General features: G+C 63.9%; 35 protein-coding genes and 1 pseudogene. 4 read left to right on the forward strand and 32 right to left on the reverse strand.

Annotation, left to right across the window (positions count from 1 at the left end):
* Nucleotides 1-84: 84 nt before the first annotated feature.
* Nucleotides 85-1683 carry an OprO/OprP family phosphate-selective porin gene (locus ACZBJS_RS01575; protein ID WP_057015490.1) on the forward strand — a complete coding sequence of 533 codons (1599 nt, stop codon included), beginning with the start codon at nt 85-87 and terminating at the stop codon, nt 1681-1683.
* A gap of 352 nt (nt 1684-2035) precedes the next feature.
* On the opposite strand, the gene ACZBJS_RS01580 is transcribed toward ACZBJS_RS01575, so the two are convergent.
* Nucleotides 2036-2416: a winged helix-turn-helix transcriptional regulator gene (locus ACZBJS_RS01580; RefSeq protein ID WP_057019538.1), complete on the reverse strand. Its 381-nt coding sequence runs from the start codon at nt 2414-2416 to the stop codon at nt 2036-2038.
* 118 nt (nt 2417-2534) lie between these two features.
* On the opposite strand from ACZBJS_RS01580, the pseudogene ACZBJS_RS01585 reads away from it, so the two are divergent.
* The 3 genes and pseudogenes from ACZBJS_RS01585 to ACZBJS_RS01595 all read left to right on the forward strand — a co-directional run bounded on the left by ACZBJS_RS01585 (nt 2535) and on the right by ACZBJS_RS01595 (nt 5990).
* Nucleotides 2535-3541: pseudogene (locus ACZBJS_RS01585) on the forward strand (zinc-binding alcohol dehydrogenase family protein).
* 188 nt (nt 3542-3729) lie between these two features.
* Nucleotides 3730-4809 (forward strand): phosphotransferase, encoded by a 1080-nt coding sequence (locus tag ACZBJS_RS01590; RefSeq protein WP_316396710.1) that lies wholly within the window; start codon nt 3730-3732, stop codon nt 4807-4809.
* 53 nt (nt 4810-4862) lie between these two features.
* Nucleotides 4863-5990: an Rv3169 family protein gene (locus tag ACZBJS_RS01595; RefSeq protein WP_463438285.1), complete on the forward strand. Its 1128-nt coding sequence runs from the start codon at nt 4863-4865 to the stop codon at nt 5988-5990.
* Between the two features lie 102 nt (nt 5991-6092).
* Here the strand turns inward: ACZBJS_RS01595 and ACZBJS_RS01600 are convergent, their stop codons facing one another.
* The 31 genes from ACZBJS_RS01600 to fusA all read right to left on the reverse strand — a co-directional run bounded on the left by ACZBJS_RS01600 (nt 6093) and on the right by fusA (nt 25663).
* A complete protein-coding gene (locus ACZBJS_RS01600) occupies nt 6093-6389 on the reverse strand; it encodes a DUF1330 domain-containing protein (RefSeq protein WP_316396707.1) in 297 nt (98 codons plus the stop codon).
* A gap of 6 nt (nt 6390-6395) precedes the next feature.
* Nucleotides 6396-7190: an SDR family NAD(P)-dependent oxidoreductase gene (locus ACZBJS_RS01605; RefSeq protein ID WP_225160333.1), complete on the reverse strand. Its 795-nt coding sequence runs from the start codon at nt 7188-7190 to the stop codon at nt 6396-6398.
* Between the two features lie 297 nt (nt 7191-7487).
* Nucleotides 7488-7904: a 50S ribosomal protein L17 gene (gene rplQ, locus ACZBJS_RS01610; protein ID WP_028339307.1), complete on the reverse strand. Its 417-nt coding sequence runs from the start codon at nt 7902-7904 to the stop codon at nt 7488-7490.
* Between the two features lie 161 nt (nt 7905-8065).
* Complete coding sequence (locus ACZBJS_RS01615) at nt 8066-9097, reverse strand: DNA-directed RNA polymerase subunit alpha (protein WP_035631062.1); 1032 nt, start codon at nt 9095-9097, stop codon at nt 8066-8068.
* A gap of 119 nt (nt 9098-9216) precedes the next feature.
* Nucleotides 9217-9606 carry a 30S ribosomal protein S11 gene (gene rpsK / locus ACZBJS_RS01620; protein WP_006021048.1) on the reverse strand — a complete coding sequence of 130 codons (390 nt, stop codon included), beginning with the start codon at nt 9604-9606 and terminating at the stop codon, nt 9217-9219.
* Between the two features lie 114 nt (nt 9607-9720).
* On the reverse strand, nt 9721-10089 hold the full coding sequence (rpsM, locus tag ACZBJS_RS01625; protein WP_057019544.1) for a 30S ribosomal protein S13: 369 nt from the start codon (nt 10087-10089) through the stop codon (nt 9721-9723).
* A gap of 189 nt (nt 10090-10278) precedes the next feature.
* Nucleotides 10279-11175 (reverse strand): adenylate kinase, encoded by an 897-nt coding sequence (locus tag ACZBJS_RS01630; protein ID WP_463438286.1) that lies wholly within the window; start codon nt 11173-11175, stop codon nt 10279-10281.
* Nucleotides 11176-11246: 71 nt separating this feature from the next.
* A complete protein-coding gene (secY, locus tag ACZBJS_RS01635; RefSeq protein WP_057019546.1) occupies nt 11247-12581 on the reverse strand; it encodes a preprotein translocase subunit SecY in 1335 nt (444 codons plus the stop codon).
* A 156-nt stretch (nt 12582-12737) separates the two neighbouring features.
* Nucleotides 12738-13223 carry a 50S ribosomal protein L15 gene (rplO, locus tag ACZBJS_RS01640; RefSeq protein WP_028339310.1) on the reverse strand — a complete coding sequence of 162 codons (486 nt, stop codon included), beginning with the start codon at nt 13221-13223 and terminating at the stop codon, nt 12738-12740.
* A gap of 21 nt (nt 13224-13244) precedes the next feature.
* Nucleotides 13245-13436 (reverse strand): 50S ribosomal protein L30, encoded by a 192-nt coding sequence (gene rpmD / locus ACZBJS_RS01645; protein ID WP_028335461.1) that lies wholly within the window; start codon nt 13434-13436, stop codon nt 13245-13247.
* 39 nt (nt 13437-13475) lie between these two features.
* Nucleotides 13476-14051 carry a 30S ribosomal protein S5 gene (gene rpsE / locus ACZBJS_RS01650; protein WP_016843761.1) on the reverse strand — a complete coding sequence of 192 codons (576 nt, stop codon included), beginning with the start codon at nt 14049-14051 and terminating at the stop codon, nt 13476-13478.
* 58 nt (nt 14052-14109) lie between these two features.
* Nucleotides 14110-14469: a 50S ribosomal protein L18 gene (rplR, locus tag ACZBJS_RS01655; protein ID WP_016843760.1), complete on the reverse strand. Its 360-nt coding sequence runs from the start codon at nt 14467-14469 to the stop codon at nt 14110-14112.
* 11 nt (nt 14470-14480) lie between these two features.
* The gene (gene rplF, locus ACZBJS_RS01660) at nt 14481-15014 is read right to left on the reverse strand and encodes a 50S ribosomal protein L6 (RefSeq protein ID WP_024578581.1); all 534 of its coding nucleotides are present in this window, start codon (nt 15012-15014) and stop codon (nt 14481-14483) included.
* 14 nt (nt 15015-15028) lie between these two features.
* Nucleotides 15029-15427, reverse strand: a complete 399-nt coding sequence (rpsH, locus tag ACZBJS_RS01665; protein ID WP_018272133.1) for a 30S ribosomal protein S8 — start codon at nt 15425-15427, stop codon at nt 15029-15031.
* A 15-nt stretch (nt 15428-15442) separates the two neighbouring features.
* A complete protein-coding gene (gene rpsN, locus ACZBJS_RS01670) occupies nt 15443-15748 on the reverse strand; it encodes a 30S ribosomal protein S14 (RefSeq protein WP_016843757.1) in 306 nt (101 codons plus the stop codon).
* A gap of 46 nt (nt 15749-15794) precedes the next feature.
* Nucleotides 15795-16352 carry a 50S ribosomal protein L5 gene (gene rplE, locus ACZBJS_RS01675; protein WP_316396696.1) on the reverse strand — a complete coding sequence of 186 codons (558 nt, stop codon included), beginning with the start codon at nt 16350-16352 and terminating at the stop codon, nt 15795-15797.
* Entirely contained in the window at nt 16345-16659 is a 315-nt protein-coding gene (rplX, locus tag ACZBJS_RS01680; protein WP_016843755.1) for a 50S ribosomal protein L24, read from the reverse strand. Before rplX ends, rplE begins: the two co-directional genes overlap by 8 nt.
* On the reverse strand, nt 16659-17027 hold the full coding sequence (rplN, locus tag ACZBJS_RS01685) for a 50S ribosomal protein L14 (protein WP_011473865.1): 369 nt from the start codon (nt 17025-17027) through the stop codon (nt 16659-16661). Before rplN ends, rplX begins: the two co-directional genes overlap by 1 nt.
* A gap of 75 nt (nt 17028-17102) precedes the next feature.
* Nucleotides 17103-17351 (reverse strand): 30S ribosomal protein S17, encoded by a 249-nt coding sequence (rpsQ, locus tag ACZBJS_RS01690; RefSeq protein WP_016843754.1) that lies wholly within the window; start codon nt 17349-17351, stop codon nt 17103-17105.
* A gap of 10 nt (nt 17352-17361) precedes the next feature.
* The gene (gene rpmC, locus ACZBJS_RS01695; protein ID WP_016843753.1) at nt 17362-17568 is read right to left on the reverse strand and encodes a 50S ribosomal protein L29; all 207 of its coding nucleotides are present in this window, start codon (nt 17566-17568) and stop codon (nt 17362-17364) included.
* 5 nt (nt 17569-17573) lie between these two features.
* Nucleotides 17574-17987: a 50S ribosomal protein L16 gene (gene rplP, locus ACZBJS_RS01700; RefSeq protein WP_016843752.1), complete on the reverse strand. Its 414-nt coding sequence runs from the start codon at nt 17985-17987 to the stop codon at nt 17574-17576.
* Nucleotides 17988-18017: 30 nt separating this feature from the next.
* Entirely contained in the window at nt 18018-18719 is a 702-nt protein-coding gene (rpsC, locus tag ACZBJS_RS01705) for a 30S ribosomal protein S3 (RefSeq protein WP_016843751.1), read from the reverse strand.
* Between the two features lie 20 nt (nt 18720-18739).
* A complete protein-coding gene (gene rplV / locus ACZBJS_RS01710; protein ID WP_016843750.1) occupies nt 18740-19126 on the reverse strand; it encodes a 50S ribosomal protein L22 in 387 nt (128 codons plus the stop codon).
* A gap of 10 nt (nt 19127-19136) precedes the next feature.
* Nucleotides 19137-19415: a 30S ribosomal protein S19 gene (gene rpsS, locus ACZBJS_RS01715; RefSeq protein WP_028335459.1), complete on the reverse strand. Its 279-nt coding sequence runs from the start codon at nt 19413-19415 to the stop codon at nt 19137-19139.
* Between the two features lie 12 nt (nt 19416-19427).
* Nucleotides 19428-20261: a 50S ribosomal protein L2 gene (rplB, locus tag ACZBJS_RS01720; RefSeq protein WP_021081655.1), complete on the reverse strand. Its 834-nt coding sequence runs from the start codon at nt 20259-20261 to the stop codon at nt 19428-19430.
* A 12-nt stretch (nt 20262-20273) separates the two neighbouring features.
* On the reverse strand, nt 20274-20573 hold the full coding sequence (locus tag ACZBJS_RS01725; protein ID WP_028339313.1) for a 50S ribosomal protein L23: 300 nt from the start codon (nt 20571-20573) through the stop codon (nt 20274-20276).
* Complete coding sequence (gene rplD / locus ACZBJS_RS01730; protein ID WP_016843745.1) at nt 20570-21190, reverse strand: 50S ribosomal protein L4; 621 nt, start codon at nt 21188-21190, stop codon at nt 20570-20572. Before rplD ends, ACZBJS_RS01725 begins: the two co-directional genes overlap by 4 nt.
* Nucleotide 21191: 1 nt before the next feature.
* A complete protein-coding gene (gene rplC, locus ACZBJS_RS01735) occupies nt 21192-21911 on the reverse strand; it encodes a 50S ribosomal protein L3 (protein WP_057019547.1) in 720 nt (239 codons plus the stop codon).
* Between the two features lie 54 nt (nt 21912-21965).
* Nucleotides 21966-22274, reverse strand: a complete 309-nt coding sequence (rpsJ, locus tag ACZBJS_RS01740; RefSeq protein ID WP_002712302.1) for a 30S ribosomal protein S10 — start codon at nt 22272-22274, stop codon at nt 21966-21968.
* Between the two features lie 86 nt (nt 22275-22360).
* The gene (tuf, locus tag ACZBJS_RS01745; RefSeq protein ID WP_018272140.1) at nt 22361-23551 is read right to left on the reverse strand and encodes an elongation factor Tu; all 1191 of its coding nucleotides are present in this window, start codon (nt 23549-23551) and stop codon (nt 22361-22363) included.
* 39 nt (nt 23552-23590) lie between these two features.
* On the reverse strand, nt 23591-25663 hold the full coding sequence (gene fusA, locus ACZBJS_RS01750) for an elongation factor G (RefSeq protein WP_316396685.1): 2073 nt from the start codon (nt 25661-25663) through the stop codon (nt 23591-23593).
* Nucleotides 25664-25670 lie beyond the last annotated feature (7 nt).

Consider the following 25670-nt stretch of genomic DNA (forward strand, 5'->3'; position numbering starts at 1 on the left):
AAGCACTGTCGTGCGTCAGTCACGATACGCTCCTAGGACCGTTCAGTGAGTGAGTGGGGAATTCAAACACAACGGGGGTGCACAATGGGTGCAACAAAAGTCAGTGCAATCGCCATAGGCCTGGCAGGGGCGCTTGCCGCCTCGCCGGCCTATTCGCAATCGGCCGGAGGCGGCAGCGATGCGGAGATCGCGCTGCTGAAGCAGCAGCTGAAGATGCTCGAGCAGAAGCTCGACAAACTGCAGAAGCAGACCAACGCCAATACCGCAAGCGCAGCCAGCGCAAACGCCAATGCGAAGGCGGCGGATGCCAAGGCCGCGCGGGTGGCGACCGCCAACGCCGCGATCCCGGTGAAGGGCCCGGTCGCGCCGTCCGGCGTCGTGGTGACGATGCCGAACAACCGGCCGACGATCTGCACCGCGGACGAACAGAACTGCGTTGCGATCACGAGCCGCGTGCACTGGGATGTCGGCGGCTACGACTATCGCCCGAACACCGCAGGCACCTCACCGCAGAAGCTCGACAGCGGCGAGAACGTCCGCCGCGCGCGCATCGGCATCGTCGGCAAGTTCTTCGGTGACTGGAATTACTCGCTGATCTACGATTTCGGCGGCTCGTCCGACGGCTTCGGCGGCGCGGCGCCGGGATCGCTGCCCGGCGGCGGCACCTCGGGCATCGAGAACGCGTATCTGAGCTACACCGGCTTCAAGCCGTTCGGCGGCAAGATGGCGATCGAAGGCGGCATCATGGACGTGCCGTGGACACTCGACGAAGCGACCAGCTCCAACGACATCCTGTTCATGGAGCGCGCCTCGGTCGGCATCATCGCACAGAACATCGCCGCCGGTGACTTCCGTTCGGCCGCCGGCACCCGCTGGTGGAACGACCAGTTCTGGATCGGCGGCTATGTCACCGGACCGACGTCGGGCGCCATCCACTCCGCGTCCTCCGCCTCGCCGGCCGGCACGTCCGAGCAGTATGGCGGGGTCATCCGCGTCGCCGGCAATCCGATCAGCGGCAAGAATTATTCGGTGCACATTGGCGCCGATGCGGAATGGCTGGTGCAGCCGCCGCGCAACCAGCTCACGCAGGCGCAGACGCTCACGCTCAGCGACCGGCCCGAGCTGCGCATCGATCCGACCACGCTGATCTCGACCGGTGCGATCGCCAATGTCTCCGGCGCGCAGGTCTACGGCGTCGAGGCGGCGGCGACCTATGGCCCGTTCATCGCGCAGGGCGAATATTACTGGTTCAATGTCGACCGCTCCGCGAACACCGGACTGCCGCCGTTCGGCGCGCCGAGCCTGAAGTTCGACGGCGGTTACGCGCAGGTCGGCTATGTGCTGACCGGCGAGAACCACGCCTACAACCCGGCGACGGCCTCCTATAGCGGGATCAAGCCGCATGATCCGTTCTCGCTCGCGGGCGGCGGCTGGGGCGCCTGGGAAATCGCCGGCCGCGTCAGCACGATGGACCTCAACGATCAGATCGCGCAGGCGGTCGGCATCGCGGGTGGACGGCAGACCGTCTACACCGCCGCGCTGAACTGGTACGTCAACAACAACGTCCGCTTCATGCTGAACTATCTGCACGGCGATATCGCCAAGCAGGCCTCGGCGACCTCGGCTGCGGACGTCGGTTCGAAGTTCGACGCGGTCGCGCTGCGCACGCAGGTTGCGTTCTGATCTGATCGGAGCTGAGACCAACTCATAGACGGCCGGGGCATCGCTCCGGCCGTTTTCATCGAGCGTTTGGTTCACGCGTTTCTAGCTGAATGAGATCGGTCGAATATTGACCAGGACGGCGCCGCGCTCCCTCTCCCCGTTCTTACGGGGAGAGGGTTGGGGTGAGGGGCCCTCTCCGCGTATTCGGCAGCAGCTGCGCTTGCTGAGGCTCCCCCTCACCCGGAACGCATCTGACGATGCGTCATAGCCGAAGCACCGCTTAGGCGTTCTTGAGAACGGCCGCCGTAGGCGGCCTATGCCTCTCCCCGCACGCAGGGCGAGGTGAAGCGGAGCGCGTCGCGCGAACATGCTTTCAGGCCGCGCGCTTCGACTTCTTCACAATGACCTCCGGCGCCGGCGCGCAGGACAGCCGCTCCTGATGGCCCTCGCCCCAGGCTTTCAGAATATCGATCACCGGGCGCAGGCTCTCGCCGAGTTCGGAAAGCGTGTACTCGACCCGTGGCGGCACCTCGGCATAGACCTTGCGGATCACGAGGCCGTCGTCCTCGAGCGCGCGCAGCTGCTTGGTCAGCATGCGCTGGGTGATGCCGGGCATCCGCCGCCGCAACTCGCCGAAGCGCTGGGTGCCGGCCTGCAAATGATACAGGATCACGCCCTTCCATTTGCCATCGATCAGGTCGAGCGCCGCCTCGACCGCGCAGCCCGGCCGGCGCGCGAAATTCTTCCGTTTCATGCAGTATTTTTCCAATAGTATACAAACAGGGACTAGTTCCCTGTTTTTACAGTACTTGCCAAATGGACGCCAGCGCGACAGTTAATCGGCAGGCAATCGCCCACCACGGAGACCAGGCATGAAGGCCGTCGGATACCAAAAATCGCTGCCGATCGAGGCGGCGGATTCGCTCGTCGATTTCGAGATCGCCAAGCCTGAGCCGAAGGGGCGCGACATCCGCGTCGCGGTGAAGGCCATCTCGGCCAATCCGGTCGACTACAAGGTGCGCAAGCGCGCGGCGCCGACCGACGGCGGATACAAGATCCTCGGCTTCGACGCGGCCGGCGTGGTCGACGCGGTCGGGCCCGACGTCTCGCTCTTCAAGCCCGGCGACGAGGTGTTTTACGCGGGCTCGATCCTGCGCCAGGGCACCAATTCGGAATTTCATCTGGTCGATGAACGCATCGTCGGCAACAAGCCGGCGTCGCTGTCATTCGCGCAGGCCGCCGCCCTGCCCCTGACCTCGATCACCGCGTGGGAGCTGCTGTTCGACCGGCTCGGCGCGGTGCCGGGCAAGAGCCTCGATCCGCGCACGCTTCTGATCACCGGCGGCGCCGGCGGTGTCGGCTCGATCCTGATCCAGCTTGCGCGCCGCCTCACCGGACTGACCGTGGTTGCGACAGCAACGCGGCCGGAGTCGCAAAAGTGGTGCCGCGATCTCGGCGCCCATGCGGTGATCGACCACTCGCAGCCGATGAAGGAGCAGATCGAGAGCTTGAGGCTGCCGCCGGTCGGCCTCGTCGCCAGCCTCACCTTCACCGACCAGCACTACAAGTCGATCGCCGACTTCATCGCGCCGCAGGGCAAGTTCGGCCTGATCGACGATCCGCCGGAATTCAACGTCGCCGCGGCAAGGCGGTCTCGGTGCACTGGGAATCGATGTTCACGCGCTCCTCGTTCCAGACACCCGACATGATCGCGCAGCATCATCTGCTCAACGATGTCGCCGACCTGATCGACAAGGGCGTGCTGCGCACCACGCTCGACCAGACCTTCGGTACCATCAACGCCGCCAACCTCAAGCGCGCCCACGCTCTGCTGGAAAGCGGCAAGTCACGCGGCAAGATCGTGCTTGAGGGCTGGTAAGGCTCCTCACGTCCGCTTCCTCATGCCCGGGCAACATCCCGGGCATGATATCCCCACAGGCCGGCGGGTGGCTTTTGCCAAAGCCGCCGGCGCCTGTATGATTTGCGCAACGATCACCCCGTCCTCAATCCAACTGCGCAAGACGCGGCCGGAGCGGTGGTGACGCCCACGGGGATGGGAGGAAACCGATGAATTTGCTCACGGCCGATCCGTCGCGGATCGATCCGGAGTGGATGACGCGGGCGCTGCGCGAAGCCGGTGTGATCGACGAGGTCAGGGTCGTCGACCTCGCCTGCAAGCCGGTCGGCAATGGCCTCGTCGGCGACAGCTATCGATTTCGACTGACCTATGACGGTGACGAGCCGAACGCTCCCGTGAGCGTCGTCGGCAAATTCCCTGCCGCAGATCCCGACAGCCGCCGCTCCGGTTCTGCGCACACGCTTTACGTCCGCGAGGTCGCGTTCTATCGCGAGCTGGCCGCCACCGTCGCCATTCACACCCCCCGGCCGATTCTTGCCGAAATCGATCCGGCGACCGACGACTTCACCCTGATCCTGGAGGACCTCGCGCCCGCACGTCCGGGCGATCAGCTCGCCGGATGCTCGATCGCCGACAGCCGGATCGCCATGACCGAGGCCGCGGCGTTGCATGCGCCGCGATGGAATGACCCGAGCCTCGATGCGGTGCAATGCTTCGTGATGGCCGCAAGCCGGCGCAGAGACCTTCGCGCGGCGCTGCCCGGCATCATCGGTCACTACAAGGAGCGATATCGCGGCGTGATCGAGCCGGAATTCCTTGATCTGATCGACCGGCTTCCGGACGCGCTATTGCGCTACCAGTCCGATCGATCGGCGCCGCGAACGCTCCAGCATGCGGATTTCCGGCTCGACAACATGCTGTTCGACGTCCGCGGCAATACCCATCCGATGGCGACGCTGGACTGGCAGACGCTGACAGTGGGCCCAGGAATCGTCGACGTCGCCTATTTCCTCTCGGCCGGCATCGACCCGATCGAACGGCGTCTTCATGAGGCCGACCTGGTTCGGTTCTATCATTCGGAACTGATCCGGCGCGGCGTGCGGGACTATGAGTGGGATCGTTGCTGGCGGGATTATCGGCGCTACACGCTGCACGGCATCATGATGGGCGTCGTCTCCGCGCTCAGCGTCCAGCGCTCCGAGCGAGGCGACGCGCTGTTCCTGAAAATGACCCGCGGCGCCTGCGCGCAAGCCCTGGACCACGACAGTTTTTCATACTGGCAGGACTGACGCGCTATCGAGCGAAGTGGATACAACGCGTCAGGACATCGAAAGGGATCGGCGTGCTCAACAAACTGGACGATTTCCCCATCCACCAGACGCCGGAGCCGATCGCGGTTCCCTCGACCAGCGACCGCAATGTCTATGACCGGACCTGGTTCAACGGCTACACCGCCGACGGCGCGTATTATTTCGGGATCGGCATTGCGATCTACCCGCACCGCAAGATCCTCGATTGCGCCTTCAGCGTCGTGGAACGCGGCGGACGGCAGCACTGCTTCTACGGTTCGCGGCGCGCCCCGATCGAGCGCACCGAGATGCAGGTCGGTCCGTTCAGGCTCGAAGTGCTCGAGCCGATGCTGCGGACCCGGGTCGTGCTCGACGACAATGCGACGGGCCTCGCCTGCGACCTGACCTTCTCCGCGCGCACCGCCGCGATCCAGGAAGCGCGCCAGACGCTTTGGTCGGGCGGCCGCCGCGCGATGGATTCGACCCGGTTCGACCAGTTCGGCCGCTGGAGCGGTGTCATCAGCCACCCCGACGGCGGGATCAAGGTCGACGATCGCACCTGCTACGGCACCAAGGATCGCTCCTGGGGCGTGCGCAATGTCGGCGAACGCGACGTCGGAGGCGCGCCGATGCCGCCGCCGAGCGTGTTCTTCCTCTGGGCGCCGCTGGTCTGGGACGACCACATCTCGCACACGATCTTCTTCGACGGGACGCAGGGCGAGGCGCTGGTCCGCGAGGGCATCACCGCGCCGCTCTACCGATGCGAGGCCGAGATTCCCGGCGTGGTCGACGGCCTCGACCGCCGCATGGCGACCGCGCGGCATCGCGTCAAATACGTGCCGCACACCCGGCTCGCGCAGTCGGCTGAAATCGACCTCGTCGATATCGACGGCCACACCACGACCATCGCGCTCGACCCGATCCTCAAATTCCAGATGAAGGGGCTCGGCTACGGCCATCCGCAGTGGGGCCAGGGCATGTGGAAGGGCGAGCTCGAGATCGGCGCCGAGTCGTTCGATCCATCGACGCTCGACCCGCTGGCCCGCGAGAATGTGCACGTCCAGCAGGTGGTCCGCGCCTGCCAGGGCGGCCAGACCGGAATTGGCGTGCTGGAGCAGATTTGCTTCGGTCCCTACCGTCCCGCAGGCTTCAGCGAGTTCCTCGACGGCGCGAAGGGATAGCTAGAGCGTTTTCGAGCGAAGTGGATACCGGTTCGCGTGAAGAAAACGCGCCAAAACAAGAATCTAGAGCCCCGTTCCGATTCCATCGGAACGGGAAAAGCTCTAGATCGCCGGCACGCCCTCGACGAACAGCAGGCGTCGGTCCAGCGCGGTTGCGCGAAGCTTCAACGCTTCGGCATATTCCGGTGACGCATACCATTCGCGCAGGCGCGCCATGGTCGGAAATTCGATGATGACGATCGCGTTCGGTGGTGGACCGCCCTCCACCACCTCGACCGTGCCGCCGCGCACGACGTAGCGCCCGCCAAATTGTGCGATGGTGTTCGCCGCCTGCGTCCGATAGGCCTCGAACGCCGCGGCGTCGCGCATCTCGACCTCGGAGATCACATAGGCCGGCATGCGGCCTCATGCGATGGTGTTGACGATGCCGCCTTCGGCGCGCAGCGCGGCGCCGTTGGTCGCCGATGCCTGCCTGGAGCAGACATAGACCACGAGATTGGCGATCTCCTCGGTGCTGGCAAAGCGCTGCAGCAGCGAGGTCGGCCGGTGCTGCTTGACGAAGTTGGAGGCAGCCTCCTCGACCGATTGGCCGTTCTGCTTGGCGAGATCCTTGACGAAGGTCTCGACGCCTTCGGACATGGTCGGTCCGGGCAGCACCGAGTTGACGGTCACGGCGGTGCCTTTGGTCAGCTCGGCGAGCCCGCGCGCGATCGCAAGCTGCGCGGTCTTGGTCATGCCGTAATGGATCATCTCGGTCGGAATGTTGAGGCCGGACTCCGAGGAAATGAAGACGATGCGACCCCAGTTGCGCTTCAGCATGCCCTGCATGTAGCCGCGCGACAGCCGCACGCCCGACATCACGTTGACCTCGTAGAAGCGGCTCCAGTCCTCGTCGGGAATGTCGAAGAACGGCTTCGGCTCGAAGATGCCGGCATTGTTGACGAGGATGTCGACGTCCGGCAGCGCCGCGAGCAGCGCCTTGCAACCGGCAGCGCTCGATACGTCGGCGGCAATGCCGCGGAGCTTCGCGCCGGGTACCGCCTTCGTGATCGCGGCAATCGCGGCATCGACCTTGGCCTGACCGCGGCCGTTGACGACGACCTCGGCGCCGGTCTCGGCCAGCCCCCTTGCGATGGCATTGCCAATGCCCGCGGTCGAGCCGGTCACCAGCGCAGTCTTTCCGGAAAGGTCGATTTTCATCTGTCATCTCCATTGATGTCGATGGACATATCGGGCGCGGCATGCAGCGCCGCAATTGCATCTCACCGATGCGTGAGGAAGACAGTACACAAGACGACGTCGTCCTGGCGCAAGCCAGGACCCATTACCACCAGCCCGCGTTATTGCGCGACGGCGCGACCTCCAGCCGTCGCGACAACGTCCGCTTGCGATTGTGGGTGCTGGCTTTCGCCAGGACGACGTCCGGGATGGAGCGACGCCGACAAATAAAAACGGCGCCCGAAGGCGCCGCTTTCAAAACCTGGCTCGAAGCGGGGCTTACGCCGCCTCGGCTTCCTTGTCCTGGGTCGGACCGGAATCCTGGCCCTTGGCGTCGACGTCGCGGTCGACGAACTCGATCACGGCCATCGCCGCGTTGTCGCCGTAGCGGAAGCCGGCCTTGATGATGCGGGTGTAGCCGCCCTGGCGGTCCTTGTAGCGGGTCGCCAGCGTGTCGAACAGCTTCTTGACCTGGTCGACGTCGCGCAGCTCCGAAATCGCCTGGCGGCGCAGGGCGAGGCCGCCCTTCTTGCCGAGGGTGACGAGCTTCTCGACGATCGGCCGCAGCTCCTTGGCCTTCGGCAGCGTGGTGACGATCTGCTCGTGCTTGATCAGCGCGGCCGCCATGTTGGCGAACATCGCACGCCGGTGCTCGGCGGTGCGGTTGAGCTTCCGATGAACCTTGCCGTGACGCATTGACTTCTTCCTTCTTCAATTCTGCCGCGGTGGTTCAGCGACAAGTTTTGCAGGTGGGCATCCTGCGTTCGCCCGGACGTCATTCCGGGCGGCTCGCAGAGCCGAACCCGGAATCTCGAGATTCCGGATCGCCGCTTCGCGACGTCCGGAATGACCAAAGCTTAGTAGTGATCCTCGAAGCGCTTGGCGAGCTCGTCGATGTTCTCCGGCGGCCAGCCCGGCACTTCCATGCCGAGGTGCAGACCCATCTGGGCCAGCACTTCCTTGATCTCGTTCAGCGACTTGCGGCCGAAGTTCGGGGTGCGGAGCATTTCCGCTTCCGACTTCTGCACGAGGTCGCCGATGTAGACGATGTTGTCGTTCTTCAGGCAGTTTGCCGAACGCACCGACAGCTCGAGCTCGTCGACCTTCTTGAGGAACGCCGGGTTGAACGCGAGATCGGGGATGATCTCCTGCGTGACTTCCTTGCGCGGCTCTTCGAAGTTGACGAACACGTTGAGCTGATCCTGCAGGATGCGCGCGGCGTAGGCCACCGCGTCCTCCGGCGTGATCGCGCCGTTGGTCTCGATCGTCATGGTCAGCTTGTCGTAGTCGAGGATCTGGCCCTCGCGGGTGTTCTCGACCTTGTAGGAGACCTTGCGGACCGGCGAGAACAGGCTGTCGACCGGGATCAGGCCGATCGGAGCATCCTCGGGACGGTTGCGCTCGGCGGCGACATAGCCCTTGCCGGTCGTGACCGTGAACTCCATGCGGATCTCGGCGCCGTCGTCCAGCGTGCAGAGCTGCAGGTCGGGGTTGAGCACCGTGACATCGCCGACGGTCTGGATGTCGCCGGCGGTGACGGCGCCCGGGCCCTGCTTCTTCACGACCATGCGCTTCGGGCCTTCGCCCTGCATCTTGATCGAGATGTCCTTGATGTTGAGGACGATGTCGGTGACGTCTTCACGGACACCGGCGATCGAGGAGAACTCGTGCAGCACGCCGTCGATATGCACCGACTGCACCGCCGCGCCCTGCAGCGAGGACAACAGGATGCGGCGCAGCGCGTTGCCGAGCGTCTGGCCGAAGCCACGCTCGAGCGGTTCGGCGACCACGGTGGCGAACCGGCTCGCGTCCGAGCCCGGCGTTACCTGCAGCTTGTTCGGTCGAATGAGTTCTTGCCAATTTTTCTGGATCGTCACTGTTTCACCCATTTGCCGGTCACAGGGCCAAATCGAATGGCCGAACCCGGCGTTGGAGATCGCGGATCAGTCCGCGCGGTCAATTCCAAAAACCATCGCAGGGCGGCCAGAGGCCGCCCGCGACTTACAGATCAAACGCGCCGACGCTTGCGCGGACGGCAGCCATTGTGCGGGATGGTGGTCACGTCTCGGATCGAGGTGACGGTGAAGCCCGCCGCCTGCAGCGCGCGGAGCGCCGACTCACGGCCCGAACCCGGGCCGGCCACTTCAACCTCCAGCGTGCGCATGCCGTGTTCCTGCGCCTTCTTGGAGACGTCTTCGGCCGCGACCTGCGCGGCATAGGGGGTCGACTTGCGCGAGCCCTTGAAGCCCATGGTGCCGGCCGACGACCAGGCAATGGTGTTGCCCTGCGCGTCGGTGATGGTGATGGTCGTGTTGTTGAACGACGAATTCACGTGCGCGATGCCGGAGGCGATGTTCTTGCGTTCGCGGCGGCGTACGCGGGTGGCTTCCTTGCCCATTTCAAACCTTTCCTGTGATCTCGACGCCGCCGTAGTGCCAGCGGCTACACCTCAAAACGCAAATGGCGAGTAGCGAATTTCCATTCGCTACTCCCCACTAGCAATTCGCAAAACTTACTTCTTCTTGCCGGCGATCGCCTTGGCCGGCCCCTTGCGCGTGCGCGCATTGGTGTGGGTGCGCTGGCCGCGCACCGGCAGACCGCGGCGATGACGCAGGCCGCGGTAGCAGCCGAGGTCCATCAGCCGCTTGATGTTGATGCCGACCTCGCGACGGAGGTCGCCCTCGACCAGGTAGTCGCGGTCGATCACTTCGCGGATCTGCAGGACTTCCTGGTCGGTCAACTGGTTGACGCGACGGTCCAGCGGGATCTTGACCTTCTCGATGATGTCGGCCGCATTCTTCTGGCCGATGCCATGGATGTACTGAAGCGCGATCAGGACGCGCTTGTTGGTAGGAATGTTGACGCCGGCAATACGGGCCACGGACTTCTCTCCTGTCGCCGATCCATCACGGATACGGGCTTCTCAAGTGCTTGCTCTCTCGGGCTTGTGTCCACAAACGCGAACACGACGCCCTCCCCTCATGTCCTTCGGGGCCCGGCATCGTCATCAAACTATCCAACTTGGATGCGGGGCTTATTAAAGGATTCATGTCGGTTTCGTCAACCGCTCCTAGCGTTTAGCTCGCTTTTTCGTGAGCTTTTTTGCCGCCTTTTTGGCGGTCTTTGCTCCCTTGCGGGCTTTCGCGGCGCGGGCGGCCTTCTTTACCGCCTTCTTCGCGGCTTTCTTCACGGTTTTCTTCACGGTTTTCTTGGCCGCTTTGGCCTTGGAGGACGCCTTGGCAGCCTTCCGGGCCAATTTGGCGGCCTTTTTGGCTGGTCTAGCTGCCATCGTGGCCGGCTTCTTGCTGGCCTTCATGGCCGCCTTGGCGGCCTTTTTAGTCGCCTTCGGGGCGTGATCTTCGTGTTCCTTCGGTTCCAGCGCGCCGAGCGCGGTCAGGATCCGGTTGATCTCGCGGGTGACGTGCTCGATGGTCATCATGCCATCGACCGTCAGAAGCTTCCGCCGCTCCGAATAATAGTGAATCAGCGGCTCCGTCAGCGAACGGTACTGCGCCAGGCGCTTGGTCAGCACTTCCGGCGTGTCGTCGAGGCGGACTTCCTCGCCGCGCGCGCGGGTTTCCTCGGCACGCTTCTCAACGCGGGCGAGCAGCGCGCTCTCGTTAACGCGGAGCTCAACCACCGCGTCGAGCTTGAGGTGCTTTTTCCGGAGCAGATCGTCGAGCGCCTCGGCCTGCGGCACAGTGCGCGGGAAGCCGTCGAGAATGAACCCCTTCTTGGCATCGGGCTCCTCGATGCGGTCGGCGATGATTCCCACCACGACCTCGTCTGGAACCAGGCCGCCATTGGCCATGATCTCCTTGGCCTGGAGGCCGACCGGCGTGCCCGCGGCGACCGCAGCGCGCAGCATCTCACCGGTCGAGAGCTGGACGATGCCGTGCTTGTGCACCAGCCGCTGCGCCTGGGTTCCCTTGCCCGAGCCCGGCGGCCCCAAAAGGATCAATCTCATATCTGTTTCGCCCCCCGGCTAGGTGGGCGACGTCCGCACACCTGTGTTTTGAGTTCGAAGCCGAGCCGCGATCAGCGGCGGCGGCCTCCCCTGAGCTTCGACTTCCTGATCAACCCCTCATACTGATGAGCGAGCAGATAGCCCTGCACCTGCGACACCGTATCCATCGTCACGCTGACGACGATCAACAGCGAGGTGCCGCCAAAGTAGAACGGGACCGATGCGTAGGAAATCAGAATTTCAGGAATCAGGCAGACGATCGCGAGATAGACCGCGCCGAGCACCGTGATGCGCGACAGCACATAGTCGATGTACTCGGCGGTGCGCTCGCCGGGCCGGATGCCCGGGATGAAGCCGCCATGCTTCTTCAGGTTGTCCGCAGTCTCGGTCGGATTGAACACAATCGCGGTGTAGAAGAACGCGAAGAACACGATCAGCGCGAGATACATGAACAGGAACAGCGGCCGGCCGTGGCTGAGCTGGGTCGTGATCCACTGGAACCATTCCGGCCCCTTGCCGGCGTTGAAGTTCGCGACCGTGGTCGGCAGCAGCAGCAGCGACGAGGCGAAGATCGGCGGAATCACGCCTGACGTGTTCAGCTTGAGCGGCAGGTGCGAGGACTGGCCCTCGAACATCTTGTTGCCGACCTGGCGCTTCGGATACTGGATCAAAAGCCGGCGCTGCGCGCGCTCCATGAACACGATGAAGGCGATCACGGCGACCGCCATCACGATGACGATCAGGATCAGGCCGGTCGACATCGCGCCCTGGCGGCCCAGTTCCAGCATGTTGGCGAGCGCCGACGGCAGCTCGGCGACGATGCCGGACAGGATGATCAGCGAGATACCGTTGCCGATGCCGCGCGAGGTGATCTGCTCGCCGAGCCACATCAGGAACATGGTGCCGCCGGTCAGCGTGATCGCGGTCGAGATCCGGAAGAACATGCCGGGGTCGCTGACGACATTACCGGCGCCTTCGAGGCCGATCGCGATGCCATAGGACTGGAACAGCGCCAGGATCACGGTCAGATAGCGGGTGTACTGGTTCAGCGTCTTGCGGCCCGCCTCGCCTTCCTTCTTGAGCGCCTCGAGCTGCGGCGACACGGTGGTCAGCAGCTGCACGATGATCGATGCCGAGATGTACGGCATGATGTTGAGCGCGAAGATCGCCATGCGGTGGATGCCGCCGCCGGCGAACATGTTGAACATGCCGAGGATGCCGCCGGACTGGCTGCGGAACACCTGCTCCCAGATGTTGGGATCGATGCCGGGCAGCGGGATGTAGGTGCCGAGCCGATAAACAAGCAGCGCACCCAGGGTGAACCAGATGCGCTTCTTCAGCTCGTCGGCTTTCGCCAGCTGTCCGAAATTGAGGTTGGCGGCAAGTTGTTCGGCTGCTGAGACCATGTTTCGGCTTTCTCCCGGAGCCCCATTCGCCGGCGCCCCCAAAGAGATCAATTCCCTGGGCGCCGGCAGACACCGGACATTATCTGGTGCTCGGCCTCGATAAGTCCATCATTCGATCCGCGGATTGCCCGCGCGTCGCGGGCAATGACGCAGATGTTACGCCGCCTCGCCTTCTTCCTTGGCGGGGGCTAGGATCTTGACCGAACCGCCGGCCTTCTCGACCGCGGCAATGGCCGACTTGGAAGCGCCGTGCACCTCGATGGTCAGCTTGGTCTTGATCTCGCCGCGGCCGAGCAGCCGCAGGCCGTCCTTGGCGCGGCGCAGCACGCCGGCCTTGACCAGCGATTCGACGTTCACCGTCGCGCTCGCATCGACCAGCTTGTTGTCGATCGCTTCCTGCAGACGGTCGAGATTGATCTCGGCGAAGTCGAGCCGGAAGATGTTGTTGAAGCCGCGCTTCGGCAGACGGCGATGCATCGGCATCTGGCCGCCTTCGAAACCCTTGATGCGGACGCCCGAACGCGCGGTCTGGCCCTTGCCGCCGCGGCCCGAGGTCTTGCCCTTGCCGGAACCGATGCCACGGCCGACACGCATGCGCTTCTTGCGCGAGCCGGCGTTGTCGGCGATATCGCTGAGCTTCATCGCCCTTCTCCTTATCTCTGCTTACTCGCCGACGACGCGGACGAGATGCTGAACCTTGCTGATCATGCCGCGAACTTCAGGGGTATCCTGCAGCTCGGCAACCCGGCCGATCTTGTTGAGCTTGAGGCCGATCAGCGTCGAACGCTGCGAGTGATGGCGGCGGATTGCGCTGCCGATCTGCTCGACCTTGATGGTCTTGCTGGCCTTGGCCATGACAGTAACTCCGAATAGCGCTTCGAGAAGCGCGCGTTGTTATTCCGCCACCACTTCGGCGTCGCCGCCGACGCGGCGCGACTGCAGGGTGGAGACCTTGATGTTGCGGCGTGCCGCCACCGAGCGCGGCGAATCCTGATGCTTCAGCGCATCGAACGTCGCGCGAACCATGTTGTAGGGATTCGACGAGCCGATCGACTTCGCCACCACGTCCTGGATGCCGAGCGTCTCGAACACAGCGCGCATCGGGCCGCCGGCGATGATGCCGGTACCGGCCGGAGCGGCACGCAGGTAGACGCGGCCGGCGCCGTGACGGCCAGCGATGTCGTGATGCAGCGTGCGGCCTTCGCGAAGCGCGACGCGCGTCAGGTTGCGCTTCGCCGATTCGGTCGCCTTGCGGATCGCTTCCGGAACTTCGCGCGCCTTGCCGTGGCCGAACCCGACCCGGCCCTTCTGGTCGCCGATCACGACCAGCGCCGCAAAGCCGAAGCGCTTGCCGCCCTTGACGACCTTCGCCACGCGATTGATGTGGACGAGCTTGTCGACGAACTCGCTGTCGCGCTCCTCGCGCTCCCTGCTCCGTTCGCGTCCGCCGCGTTCGCGTTCACCTGCCATGGTGTTTTCCAATCTCTAGGAGGCCTTGCGCCTCTTTCCTCGTCATCGTTCGTAAAGTTTAGAAGCTCAATCCGCCTTCGCGCGCCGCATCCGCGAGCGCCTTGACGCGCCCGTGATAGATGTAGGCGCCGCGATCGAACACGACTTCCTTGACACCCTTCTGCGCCGCGCGCTCGGCGAGCAGCTTGCCGACGGCCTTCGCCGCGTCGATGTCGGCGCCGGTCTTGCCGGCGTCGCGCATGGTCTTCTCCAGCGACGAGGCGGAGGCGAGCGTCTCGCCCTTCTGGTCGTCGATGACCTGGGCGTAGATGTGCTTGGACGAGCGGAACACCGACAGCCGCGGACGGCCGCCTGCCGAGCGGCGAAGCGCAAGGCGCACGCGCTGCTTGCGCCGGGCATTCGTAACCTTGAGTGACATGACCGGCTCCGTTACTTCTTCTTGCCTTCCTTGCGGAAGATGAATTCGTTGGCGTACTTCACGCCCTTGCCCTTGTAGGGCTCCGGCGGACGGTAGGCGCGGATCTCGGCGGCGACCTGGCCGACGCGCTGCGGATCGTTGCCGGTGATCGTGATCTCGGTCGGCTTCGGCACCGCGATGGTGATGCCTTCCGGGATCGCGTACACCACGTCGTGGCTGTAGCCGAGCGCGAGCTGCAGGTTCTTGCCCTGCATCGCGGCGCGGTAGCCGACGCCGGTGATCTCGAGCTTCTTCTCGAAGCCCTTGGTGACGCCCTCGACGAGGTTGGCGACCTGCGCGCGCGCGGTGCCGTACATCGCCTGCGCGCGGTTGGTCTTGACCCGCGGAGCGACCTTGACCTGACCGTTCTCGAACTTCACCTCGACGTCGTCATGCACGACGAACTGAAGCTGGCCCTTCGGCCCCTTCACCTTGACGGTCTGGCCCTCGACGGTCGCCGTCACACCCGACGGGATCGCCACCGGCCTTTTGCCGATACGTGACATCGTAAAATCCTTCCTCAGAACACCGTGAAGAGAACTTCGCCGCCCACGTTGGCGTCGCGCGCCTGGTGGTCAGCCATGATTCCCTTCGGCGTCGACAACACCGAAATGCCGAGACCGTTGTTCACGCGCGGCAGGTTCTTCACCGAGGCGTAAACGCGGCGGCCCGGCTTCGACACCCGCTCGATCTCGCGGATGACGGGCTCGCCGTCGAAATACTTCAGCTCGATCTCGAGCTCGCTGCGGCCCGAGGCATGCTCGACGCTGGCGTAGCCGCGGATGTAACCCTCGGACTTCAGCACCTCGAGCACGTTGGCGCGCATCTTCGAGCCGGGGCTCGAGACCTTGGACTTGGAGCGCATCTGCGCGTTGCGGATGCGGGTGATGAGATCGCTGATCGGATCGTGCGTAGACATTGTTCCGACCCTCCCTTACCAGCTCGACTTCACGAGGCCGGGAACCAGGCCCTTGGAGCCGAGTTCACGCAGCGCGATGCGCGAGAGCTTGTTCTTGCGATAGTTCGAGCGCGGACGCCCGGTCAGCTCGCAACGGTTGCGGATGCGCGTCGGCGACGAGTTGCGCGGCATCTCGGCGAGCTTCAGCGTCGCCGCGAAGCGCTCTTCCATCGGCTTGGTCTTGTCGGCGATGATCGCCTTCAGCTTCTCGCGGCGCGGGCCGGCGTTCTTCGCCATCCGCTTGCGCCGGTTGTTCTTCTCGACTGAACTCTTCTTTGCCATGCTTGGCTCCTGGGTATCCGCGTTTGAGTGGCTTTGGCTCAGCTACTCACTGCCGGAACGGGAAATTGAAAGCGGTCAACAAGGCACGCGCCTCGTCGTCGGTCTTGGCGGTGGTGCAGACCGTGATGTCCATGCCACGCGCTTCCGAGACCTTGTCGAAGTCGATCTCGGGGAAAATGATGTGCTCCTTGATGCCGAGCGAATAGTTGCCACGGCCGTCGAAGCTCTTCGGGTTCAGGCCGCGGAAGTCGCGGACGCGGGGCAGCGCCACGTTCACCAGGCGGTCGATGAACTCGTACATATGGGTCTTGCGCAGCGTGACCTTGCAGCCGATCGGCTGGTTCTCACGCAGCTTGAAGGTCGCGATCGCGCTCCGCGAATAGGTCACGATCGCCTTCTGGCCGGCGATCTGGGTCAGCTCGGCGGCGGCGGTCTCGGCCTTCTTGCGATCGTTGACGGAGTCGCCCACGCCCATGTTGAGCACGACCTTGTCGAGGCGCGGCACCTGCATCACGTTGGCATAACCGAACTTCTCGGTCATCATGCCGCGGATCTTCTTGTCATACTCCGCGCGCAGACGCGGCGTGTAAGCTGTATCAGCCATCGATCTCTGCTCCCGAGCTCTTGGCAACACGAACCTTCTTGCCATCGGCCTGAATCTTGAACCCGATGCGGGTCGGCTTTCCGTCCTTGCCGACATACGCAATGTTCGAAAGGTCGATCGGCATCTCCTTGGAGATGATGCCGCCTTCCTGGGTCTGGGTCTGCTTCTGGTGACGCTTCACCATGTTGATGCCGCGAACGAGAGCCTTGTTCTCGTCCGGACGCACCTCGAACACCTCGCCGGTGCGACCCTTGTCGCGGCCGGTGAGCACCATCACCTTGTCGCCCTTGCGGATCTTGGCAGCCATCACAGCACCTCCGGCGCGAGCGAAATGATCTTCATGTGGTTCTTGGCGCGCAGCTCGCGCGGCACCGGCCCGAAGATACGGGTGCCGACCGGCTCGGACTGATTGTTGATCAGCACGGCGGCGTTGCGGTCGAAGCGGATGACCGAACCGTCGGCGCGGCGGATGTCCTTGCGGACCCGGACCACGACGGCCTTCATCACGTCGCCCTTCTTCACCTTGCCACGCGGAATGGCTTCCTTGATCGACACAACGATAACGTCGCCCACGGTGGCATAGCGGCGCTTGGAACCTCCAAGAACCTTGATGCACATGACACGGCGTGCGCCTGAATTATCGGCCACGTCGAGGTTGGTCTGCATCTGAATCATTGATGCACCTCGTCCTCTTTCTGCGCTTCAGCGCGCTCAAAATTTCCCTGAATTCCCTCGGCCAGGCCGAAGTAATCAGGCCGTTTTCTTGTGTTCGCCCCGGACCACGGTCCAGCGCTTCAGCTTCGAGATCGGCTTCGATTCCTCGATCCAGACCATGTCGCCCGGCTTGAACTGGTTGTTCTCGTCGTGCGCGTGGTAGTTCTTGGAACGGCGGATCGTCTTCTTGTAGATCGGGTGGGTGAAGCGGCGATCGACGCGCACCACGATGGTCTTGGCTTGCTTGTCGCTGACGACCACGCCCTGCAGAGTACGTTTCGGCATAGCTGGCCCCTTACTTCTTCTTCGCGCGCTGCTGGGCAGCGATGGTCTTGATACGAGCGATATCGCGGCGGGCTTCCCGCATCCGCGAGGTGTTCTCCAGCTGCCCGGTGGCGCGCTGGAAACGCAGGTTGAAGCGTTCCTTCTTCAAATTCAGGATCGCGTCTTCCCGCTGGTCGTCGCTCATCGCGCGAATGTCTTCAACTTTCATCTCGGCCATGGCGATTACTCCGCAATGCGCGCAACAAAGCGCGTCTTGATCGGCAGCTTGGCGGCGGCGAGCGACAGCGCTTCCTTCGCGGTCTGCACCGGCACGCCGTCGATCTCGAACATCACGCGGCCCGGCTTGATCCGGACCACCCACAATTCCGGGGCACCCTTGCCGGAGCCCATGCGGACTTCGGCGGGCTTCTTCGACACCGGCACGTCCGGGAACACGCGGATCCAGACGCGGCCGGCGCGCTTCATGTGACGGGTCAGCGCGCGGCGGGCGGCTTCGATCTGACGGGCGGTGACGCGCTCAGGCTCCATCGCCTTCAGGCCGAACTGGCCGAACGCCAACGTCGCGCCAGAGGTCGCAACGCCGTGGATACGGCCCTTATGCGCCTTCCGGAACTTCGTTTTCTTAGGTTGCATCATGGCTTTAAGCCCTCAAATTCCTGCTTTGCCTCAAGCGGCGTCGCGGCGCGAACGCGGCGTGCTGTCGCCTTCGGCCATCTTCTTGTCCTGGGCCATCGGATCGTGCTCGAGGATCTCGCCCTTGAAGATCCAGACCTTGACGCCGCAGGTGCCGAAGGTCGTGAACGCGGTGGCAACGCCGTAGTCGACGTCGGCGCGCAGCGTGTGCAGCGGCACGCGACCTTCGCGGTACCACTCCATGCGCGCGATTTCGGCGCCGCCGAGACGGCCCGAGCAGTTGATGCGGATGCCACCGGCACCGAGGCGCATCGCCGACTGCACCGCGCGCTTCATGGCGCGGCGGAACGCGACGCGGCGCTCGAGCTGCTGGGCGATCGATTCAGCGACCAGGGTCGCGTCGAGCTCAGGCTTGCGGATTTCGACGATGTTGATCACGACGTCCGACGAGGTGATGTCGGCAACCTTCTTGCGCAGCTTGTCGATGTCGGCGCCCTTCTTGCCGATCACGACGCCCGGACGGGCCGAATGGATCGTCACGCGGCACTTCTTGTGCGGACGCTCGATCACGATGCGGGCGACGGCCGCCTGCTTGAGCTCCTTGTGCAGGATCTCGCGGATCTTGACGTCCTCGTGCAGCAGCTTGCCGTATTCCTGCTTGCCGGCGAACCAACGGGAGTCCCAGGTCCGGTTGATGCCGAGACGCAGCCCGATTGGATTGATCTTTTGACCCATCGTCTTCTCCTGCGCCCTTCTTAGGCGCTTGCCTCGGCCTCGACCTGACGAACCACGATGGTCAGGTGCGAGAACGGTTTGAACACACGGCCCGAACGGCCACGGCCGCGCGGAGCAAAACGCTTCATCACGATGCCATTGCCGACATGCGCCTCGGCGACGACCAGATCGTCAACCTCGAGGTCATGGTTGTTCTCGGCGTTCGCGATCGCCGATTCCAGGCACTTCTTGACATCGACCGCGATCCGCTTGCGCGAGAACTGCAGGTCGGCGAGCGCAGCGGACGCCTTGCGGCCGCGGATCAGCTGCGCCACCAAGTTGAGCTTCTGCGGGCTGACGCGCAGCATGCGGGCGACGGCCTTGGCCTCATTGTCCGCGAGGCTACGTTCGCGCTTTGGTTTGCTCATCGGTTAATCCTCAAGCCTTCTTGGCTTTCTTGTCGCCCGAATGGCCGTGGAAGGTCCGGGTCGGCGAGAACTCGCCGAACTTGTGACCCACCATTTCCTCGTTGATTGCCACCGGCACGTGCTTGTGGCCGTTATAGACGCCGAACGTCAGGCCGACGAACTGCGGCAGGATGGTCGAGCGGCGGCTCCAGATCTTGATGACGTCGTGACGGCCGGACGAGCGCGCGGCATCTGCCTTCTTGAGCAGAGAACCCTCGACGAACGGGCCTTTCCAGACTGAACGAACCATGTCCGGCGTTCCTTACTTCTTCCGCTTGTGGCGGCTGAGGAGAATGAATTTGTTGGTCGACTTGTTGGTGCGGGTCTTCTTGCCCTTGGTCGGCTTGCCCCACGGAGTAACCGGGTGGCGACCGCCCGAGGTACGACCTTCACCACCGCCGTGCGGGTGATCGATCGGGTTCATGACGACGCCGCGGTTGTGCGGACGCCAGCCGAGCCAGCGGGTACGACCGGCCTTGCCGATCGAGATGTTCATGTGATCGGGGTTGGAGACCGCGCCGATCGTGCCGCGGCAACGGCCGTGCACCAGACGCTGCTCGCCCGAGTTCAGGCGGACGATCACGTAGTCCTGGTCGCGGCCGACGATCTGGGCGTAGGTGCCGGCGGAGCGCGCCAGCTGACCGCCCTTGCCGATCTTCAGCTCGATGTTGTGCACGATCGTGCCGACCGGCATGTTGCCGAGCGGCATGACGTTGCCCGGCTTGACGTCGACATAGTTGCCGGCGACGACGGTGTCGCCCGCCGCCAGACGCTGCGGCGCCAGGATGTAGGCCAGCTCACCGTCCTGATACTTGATCAGCGCGATGAACGCGGTGCGGTTCGGATCATACTCGAGCCGCTCCACGACCGCCGGCATGTCCACCTTGTCGCGGCGGAAGTCGACGGTGCGGTAGGCCTTCTTGTGGCCACCGCCGCGGAAACGCACGGTGATGCGACCGGTGTTGTTGCGACCGCCGTTGCCGAGCTTGCCCTCGGTCAGGGTCTTCACCGGCTTGCCCTTGTAGAGCGCCGAACGATCGACCATGACCAGCTGGCGCTGGCCCGGCGTCGTGGGATTGTAGGTTTTCAATGCCATCGTCGTTGCGCCTTATAGTCCGGTAGTCACGTCGATGCGGTGGCCCTCTTCCAGGGTCACGATCGCGCGCTTGGTGTCCGACTGCGAGCCGAGATTGCCGCGGAACACCTTGGTCTTGCCCTTGCGAACGAGAGTGTTGACGCTCTTCACCTTGACGTCGAACAGCTTCTCGACCGCTTCCTTGATCTGCGGCTTGGTCGCCTTGCCGGCGACCTTGAACATCACCTTGTTGTGCTCGGAGGCGAGCGTCGCCTTTTCCGTCACGACGGGAGAGATGATGACGTCGTAGTGGCGCGGATCGATGTTCTTCATTTGAAGCGCGCCTCCAGCGCATCAACCGCAGCCTTGGTCAGCACCAGCTTCTGGCGGCGGAGAATGTCGTAGACGTTGATGCCCTGGATCGGCAGCACGTCGATGTTCGGAATGTTCCGGGCCGCGGTCGCGAAACCGGCGTTCAGCTCGGCGCCGTCGATGATCAGCGCGTTGGTCAGTCCGAGGCCGGAGAAGTGGCCGAGCAGCGCCTTGGTCTTGGCGGCCTCGAGCTGCGCATTGTCGATCACGATCAGCCCGCCGTCCTTGGCCTTGGCCGAGAGCGCATGCTTGAGCGCGAGCGCGCGCACCTTCTTCGGAAGGTCGGTCGCATGGGAGCGAACGACCGGACCGAACGCACGGCCACCGCCGCGGAACTGCGGCACGCGGGCCGAGCCGTGACGGGCGCCGCCGGTGCCCTTCTGCTTGTACATCTTCTTGCCGGTGCGCCAGATCTCGGCGCGGCCCTTGGCCTTGTGGGTGCCGGCCTGACGCTTGTTCAGCTGCCACTGCACGCAGCGCTGGATGATGTCGGCGCGCGGCTCGAGACCGAAGATCGCGTCCGAGAGCTCGACGGATCCGGCGTCCTTGCCTTCAAGGGTCGTGACTTTCAATTCCATCTCACACGCCCTCCTTCTCGGCCACAGCCTCGGCAGCTTCGCCACCTGCAACCTTGAACTTGCCGGGCTTCGGGGCGTCCTTCGGCAGCGGCTTCTTGACCGCGTCGCGCACCGAGATCCAGCCGCCCTTGGAGCCGGGAACGGCGCCTTCGACGAGGATCAGGCCGCGCTCGACGTCGGTCGAAACCACGCGCAGATTGAGCGTGGTGATGCGGTCGACGCCCATGTGACCGGGCATCTTCTTGTTCTTGAAGGTCTTGCCGGGGTCCTGACGGCCACCGGTCGAACCGATCGAACGGTGCGAGATCGACACACCGTGGGTGGCGCGCAGACCGCCGAAATTCCAGCGCTTCATGCCGCCGGCGAAGCCCTTACCGATCGAGGTACCGGTCACGTCGACGAACTGGCCGACCACGAAATGGTCCGCCTGGATTTCCGCGCCGACCGGGATCAGCGCGTCCTCGGACACGCGGAACTCAGCGACCTTGCGCTTCGGCTCGACCTTGGAGACCGCGAACTGGCCACGTTCGGCCTTGGGCATGTACACGGTCTTGCGGGCGCCCGAGCCGAGCTGAAGAGCGACATAGCCGTTCTTCTCGGTCGTGCGGTGGCCCAGCACCTGGCAGTTGCCCAACTTCAGCACGGTCACAGGGATATGCTCGCCGGTCTCCGTAAAGACCCGCGTCATCCCGACCTTTTGTGCGATCACTCCGGAGCGCATCGGCGTGCTTCCTGTCTTTCTGTCCGCAAGCGGCGGACGTAAAAATCCAAAACCTTAGAGCTTGATCTCGACGTCGACACCGGCGGCCAGGTCGAGCTTCATCAGCGCATCGACGGTCTGCGGGGTCGGGTCGACAATGTCGAGGAGGCGCTTGTGGGTGCGCATCTCGAATTGCTCGCGGCTCTTCTTGTCAACGTGCGGCGAACGGTTGACGGTGAACTTCTCGATGCGGGTCGGCAGCGGAATCGGTCCGCGAACCTGCGCACCGGTGCGCTTCGCCGTGTTCACGATCTCGCGGGTCGACGTATCGAGGATTCGATGGTCGAACGCCTTGAGACGGATGCGAATATTTTGGCCGTTCATTGCCGTATTCTTTCTTTAGTGAGTGGCGAGTAGCGAATAGCGAATGGAGTGACCCACTCGCTACTCGCCATTCCCTATTCGCGTAGTTACTCGATGATCGCGGCGACGACGCCGGCGCCGACGGTGCGGCCGCCTTCGCGGATCGCGAAGCGCAGCTTCTCTTCCATCGCGATCGGCACGATCAGGTGCACTTCCATCGCGATGTTGTCGCCCGGCATCACCATCTCGGTGCCTTCCGGCAGGTGCACGACACCGGTCACGTCGGTGGTGCGGAAGTAGAACTGCGGACGGTAGTTGGTGAAGAACGGGGTGTGGCGACCGCCCTCTTCCTTGGTGAGGATGTAAGCCTCAGCCTTGAACTTGGTGTGCGGCTTGACCGAACCGGGCTTGCACAGCACCTGGCCACGCTCGACTTCCTCGCGCTTGGTGCCGCGGAGCAGCGCACCGATGTTGTCGCCGGCCTGGCCCTGATCGAGCAGCTTGCGGAACATTTCGACGCCGGTGACGATGGTCTTCTGGGTGTCGCGGATACCGACGATTTCGATTTCCTCGCCGACCTTGATCACGCCGCGCTCGACACGGCCGGTGACGACGGTGCCGCGGCCCGAGATCGAGAACACGTCTTCAACCGGCATCAGGAACGGCTGGTCGATCGGACGCTCCGGCTGCGGGATGTACTCGTCGACGTTGCGCATCAGCTCGAGGATGGCGTCGTGGCCGAGCTTCTTGTCCTTGTCTTCGAGGGCGGCGAGCGCCGAGCCCTTGATGATCGGGATCTTGTCGCCCGGGAATTCGTACTTCGAGAGCAGCTCGCGGACTTCGAGCTCGACGAGCTCGAGCAGCTCCGGATCGTCGACCATGTCGCACTTGTTGAGGAACACGACGAGCGCGGGCACGCCGACCTGGCGGGCGAGCAGGATGTGCTCGCGGGTCTGCGGCATCGGGCCGTCAGCAGCCGACACGACCAGGATCGCGCCGTCCATCTGGGCGGCACCGGTGATCATGTTCTTCACGTAGTCGGCGTGGCCGGGGCAGTCGACGTGGGCGTAGTGGCGGTTGGTCGTCTCGTACTCGACGTGAGCGGTCGAGATCGTGATGCCGCGGGCCTTCTCTTCCGGCGCCTTGTCGATCTGGTCGTAGGCGGTGAACGTCGCGCCGCCGGTTTCTGCGAGCACCTTGGTGATCGCTGCGGTCAGCGAGGTCTTGCCATGGTCGACGTGACCGATGGTGCCGATGTTGCAGTGGGGCTTGTTACGTTCGAATTTAGCTTTGGCCATTTGACTCTCCGTTCAATCGTTGACTGCCATCAACGACAATCAGGCAAACTTCTTCTGGACTTCAGCCGACACGTTCGCCGGAGCTTCGGCGTAGTGATCGAACTGCATGGTGAAGGTCGCGCGACCCTGGCTCATCGAGCGCAGGTTGTTCACGTAACCGAACATGTTCATGAGCGGCACCATCGCGTTGATGACGTTGGCGTTGCCGCGCATGTCTTGGCCCTGGATCTGGCCACGCCGGGAATTCAGGTCGCCGATGACCGAACCGGTGTAGTCTTCCGGGGTCACCACCTCGACCTTCATGATCGGCTCGAGCAGAACGGACTTGCCCTTCGTCAACGCTTCGCGGAACGCAGCCCGCGATGCGATTTCGAACGCCAGTGCCGACGAGTCGACGTCGTGATACTTGCCGTCGACCAGCTGCACCTTGACGTCCACCACCGGGAAGCCGGCAACAACACCGGAGCCCATCACGCTGTTGAGGCCCTTTTCGACGCCGGGGATGTATTCCTTCGGCACCGCGCCGCCGACGATCTTCGATTCGAACTCATAGCCCTTGCCGGGCTCGTTCGGCTCGACGACGATCGACACTTCGGCGAACTGACCGGTACCGCCGGTCTGCTTCTTGTGCGTGTACTTGACTTCGGCCTTCTTGGTCACGCGCTCGCGGAACGCCACCTGCGGCGCGCCGATGTTGGCGTCGACCTTGTAGGTGCGCTTGAGAATGTCGACCTTGATGTCGAGATGCAGTTCGCCCATGCCCTTGAGAATGGTCTGGCCGGACTCCTGGTCGGTCGACACACGGAACGACGGATCTTCCGCGGCGAGCTTGGCAAGCGCCACGCCGAGCTTTTCCTGGTCGGCCTTCGACTTCGGCTCGATCGCGATCTCGATCACCGGCTCCGGGAATTCCATCTTCTCGAGGATCACCGGCTTGTCGGGATCGCACAGCGTGTCGCCGGTGCGCGCTTCCTTCAGGCCAGCCAGCGCGACGATGTCGCCGGCATAGGCTTCCTTGATGTCTTCGCGGTTGTTCGCATGCATCAGCAGCATGCGGCCGATACGCTCTTTCTTCTCGCGGGTCGAGTTCACCACGCCGGTGCCCGACTGCAGGATGCCGGAATAGATGCGGCAGAAGGTGATGGTGCCGACGAAGGGGTCGTCCATGATCTTGAACGCGAGCAGCGCCAGCGGCTCCTTGTCGTCCGCCTTGCGCACGACTTCGTTGCCCTCATCGTCGGTGCCCTTGATCGCGGGCACGTCGATCGGCGACGGCAGATAGTCGACGACGGCGTCGAGCAGCGGCTGCACGCCCTTGTTCTTGAACGCGGAGCCGCACAGCACGGGATAGAACGCGCCGGTCAGCACGGCCTTGCGGATCAGGCGCTTCAGGGCCGCCTCGTCCGGCTCCTTGCCGTCGAGGAAGGCAGCCAAAGCGTCGTCGTCGAGCTCGACGGCGGCTTCCACCATCTTCTCGCGATATTCCTTGGCCTGCTCGACCAGATCTTCCGGAATGTCGACATAGTCGAACTTGGCGCCGAGCGATTCATCGTTCCAGATGACGCCCTTCATCTTCACGAGGTCGACGAGACCCTTGAAGTTGTTCTCGGCACCGATCGGCAGCTGGATCGCGATCGGCTTGGCGCCGAGGCGGTCGACGATGTCGGACAGGCACTTGAAGAAGTCGGCGCCGGTCTTGTCCATCTTGTTGGCGAAGACGATGCGCGGAACCTTGTACTTGTCGCCCTGGCGCCAGACGGTCTCGGTCTGCGGCTCGACGCCCTGGTTGGAGTCGAGAACGCAAACGGCGCCGTCGAGCACGCGCAGCGAACGCTCGACCTCGATGGTGAAGTCGACGTGGCCGGGGGTGTCGATGATGTTCAGGCGCTTGCCGTTCCAGAACGCGGTGGTCGCAGCCGAGGTGATCGTGATGCCACGCTCCTGCTCCTGCTCCATCCAGTCCATCGTCGCGGCACCTTCGTGCACTTCGCCGATCTTGTGGCTCTTGCCGGTGTAATACAGGATACGCTCGGTGGTCGTGGTCTTGCCGGCGTCGATATGCGCCATGATACCGAAGTTGCGGTAGTCCTCGATGGCATGTTGGCGGGGCATGAGACTG

The sequence above is a fragment of the Bradyrhizobium sp. KZN70725 genome (assembly GCF_055264925.1).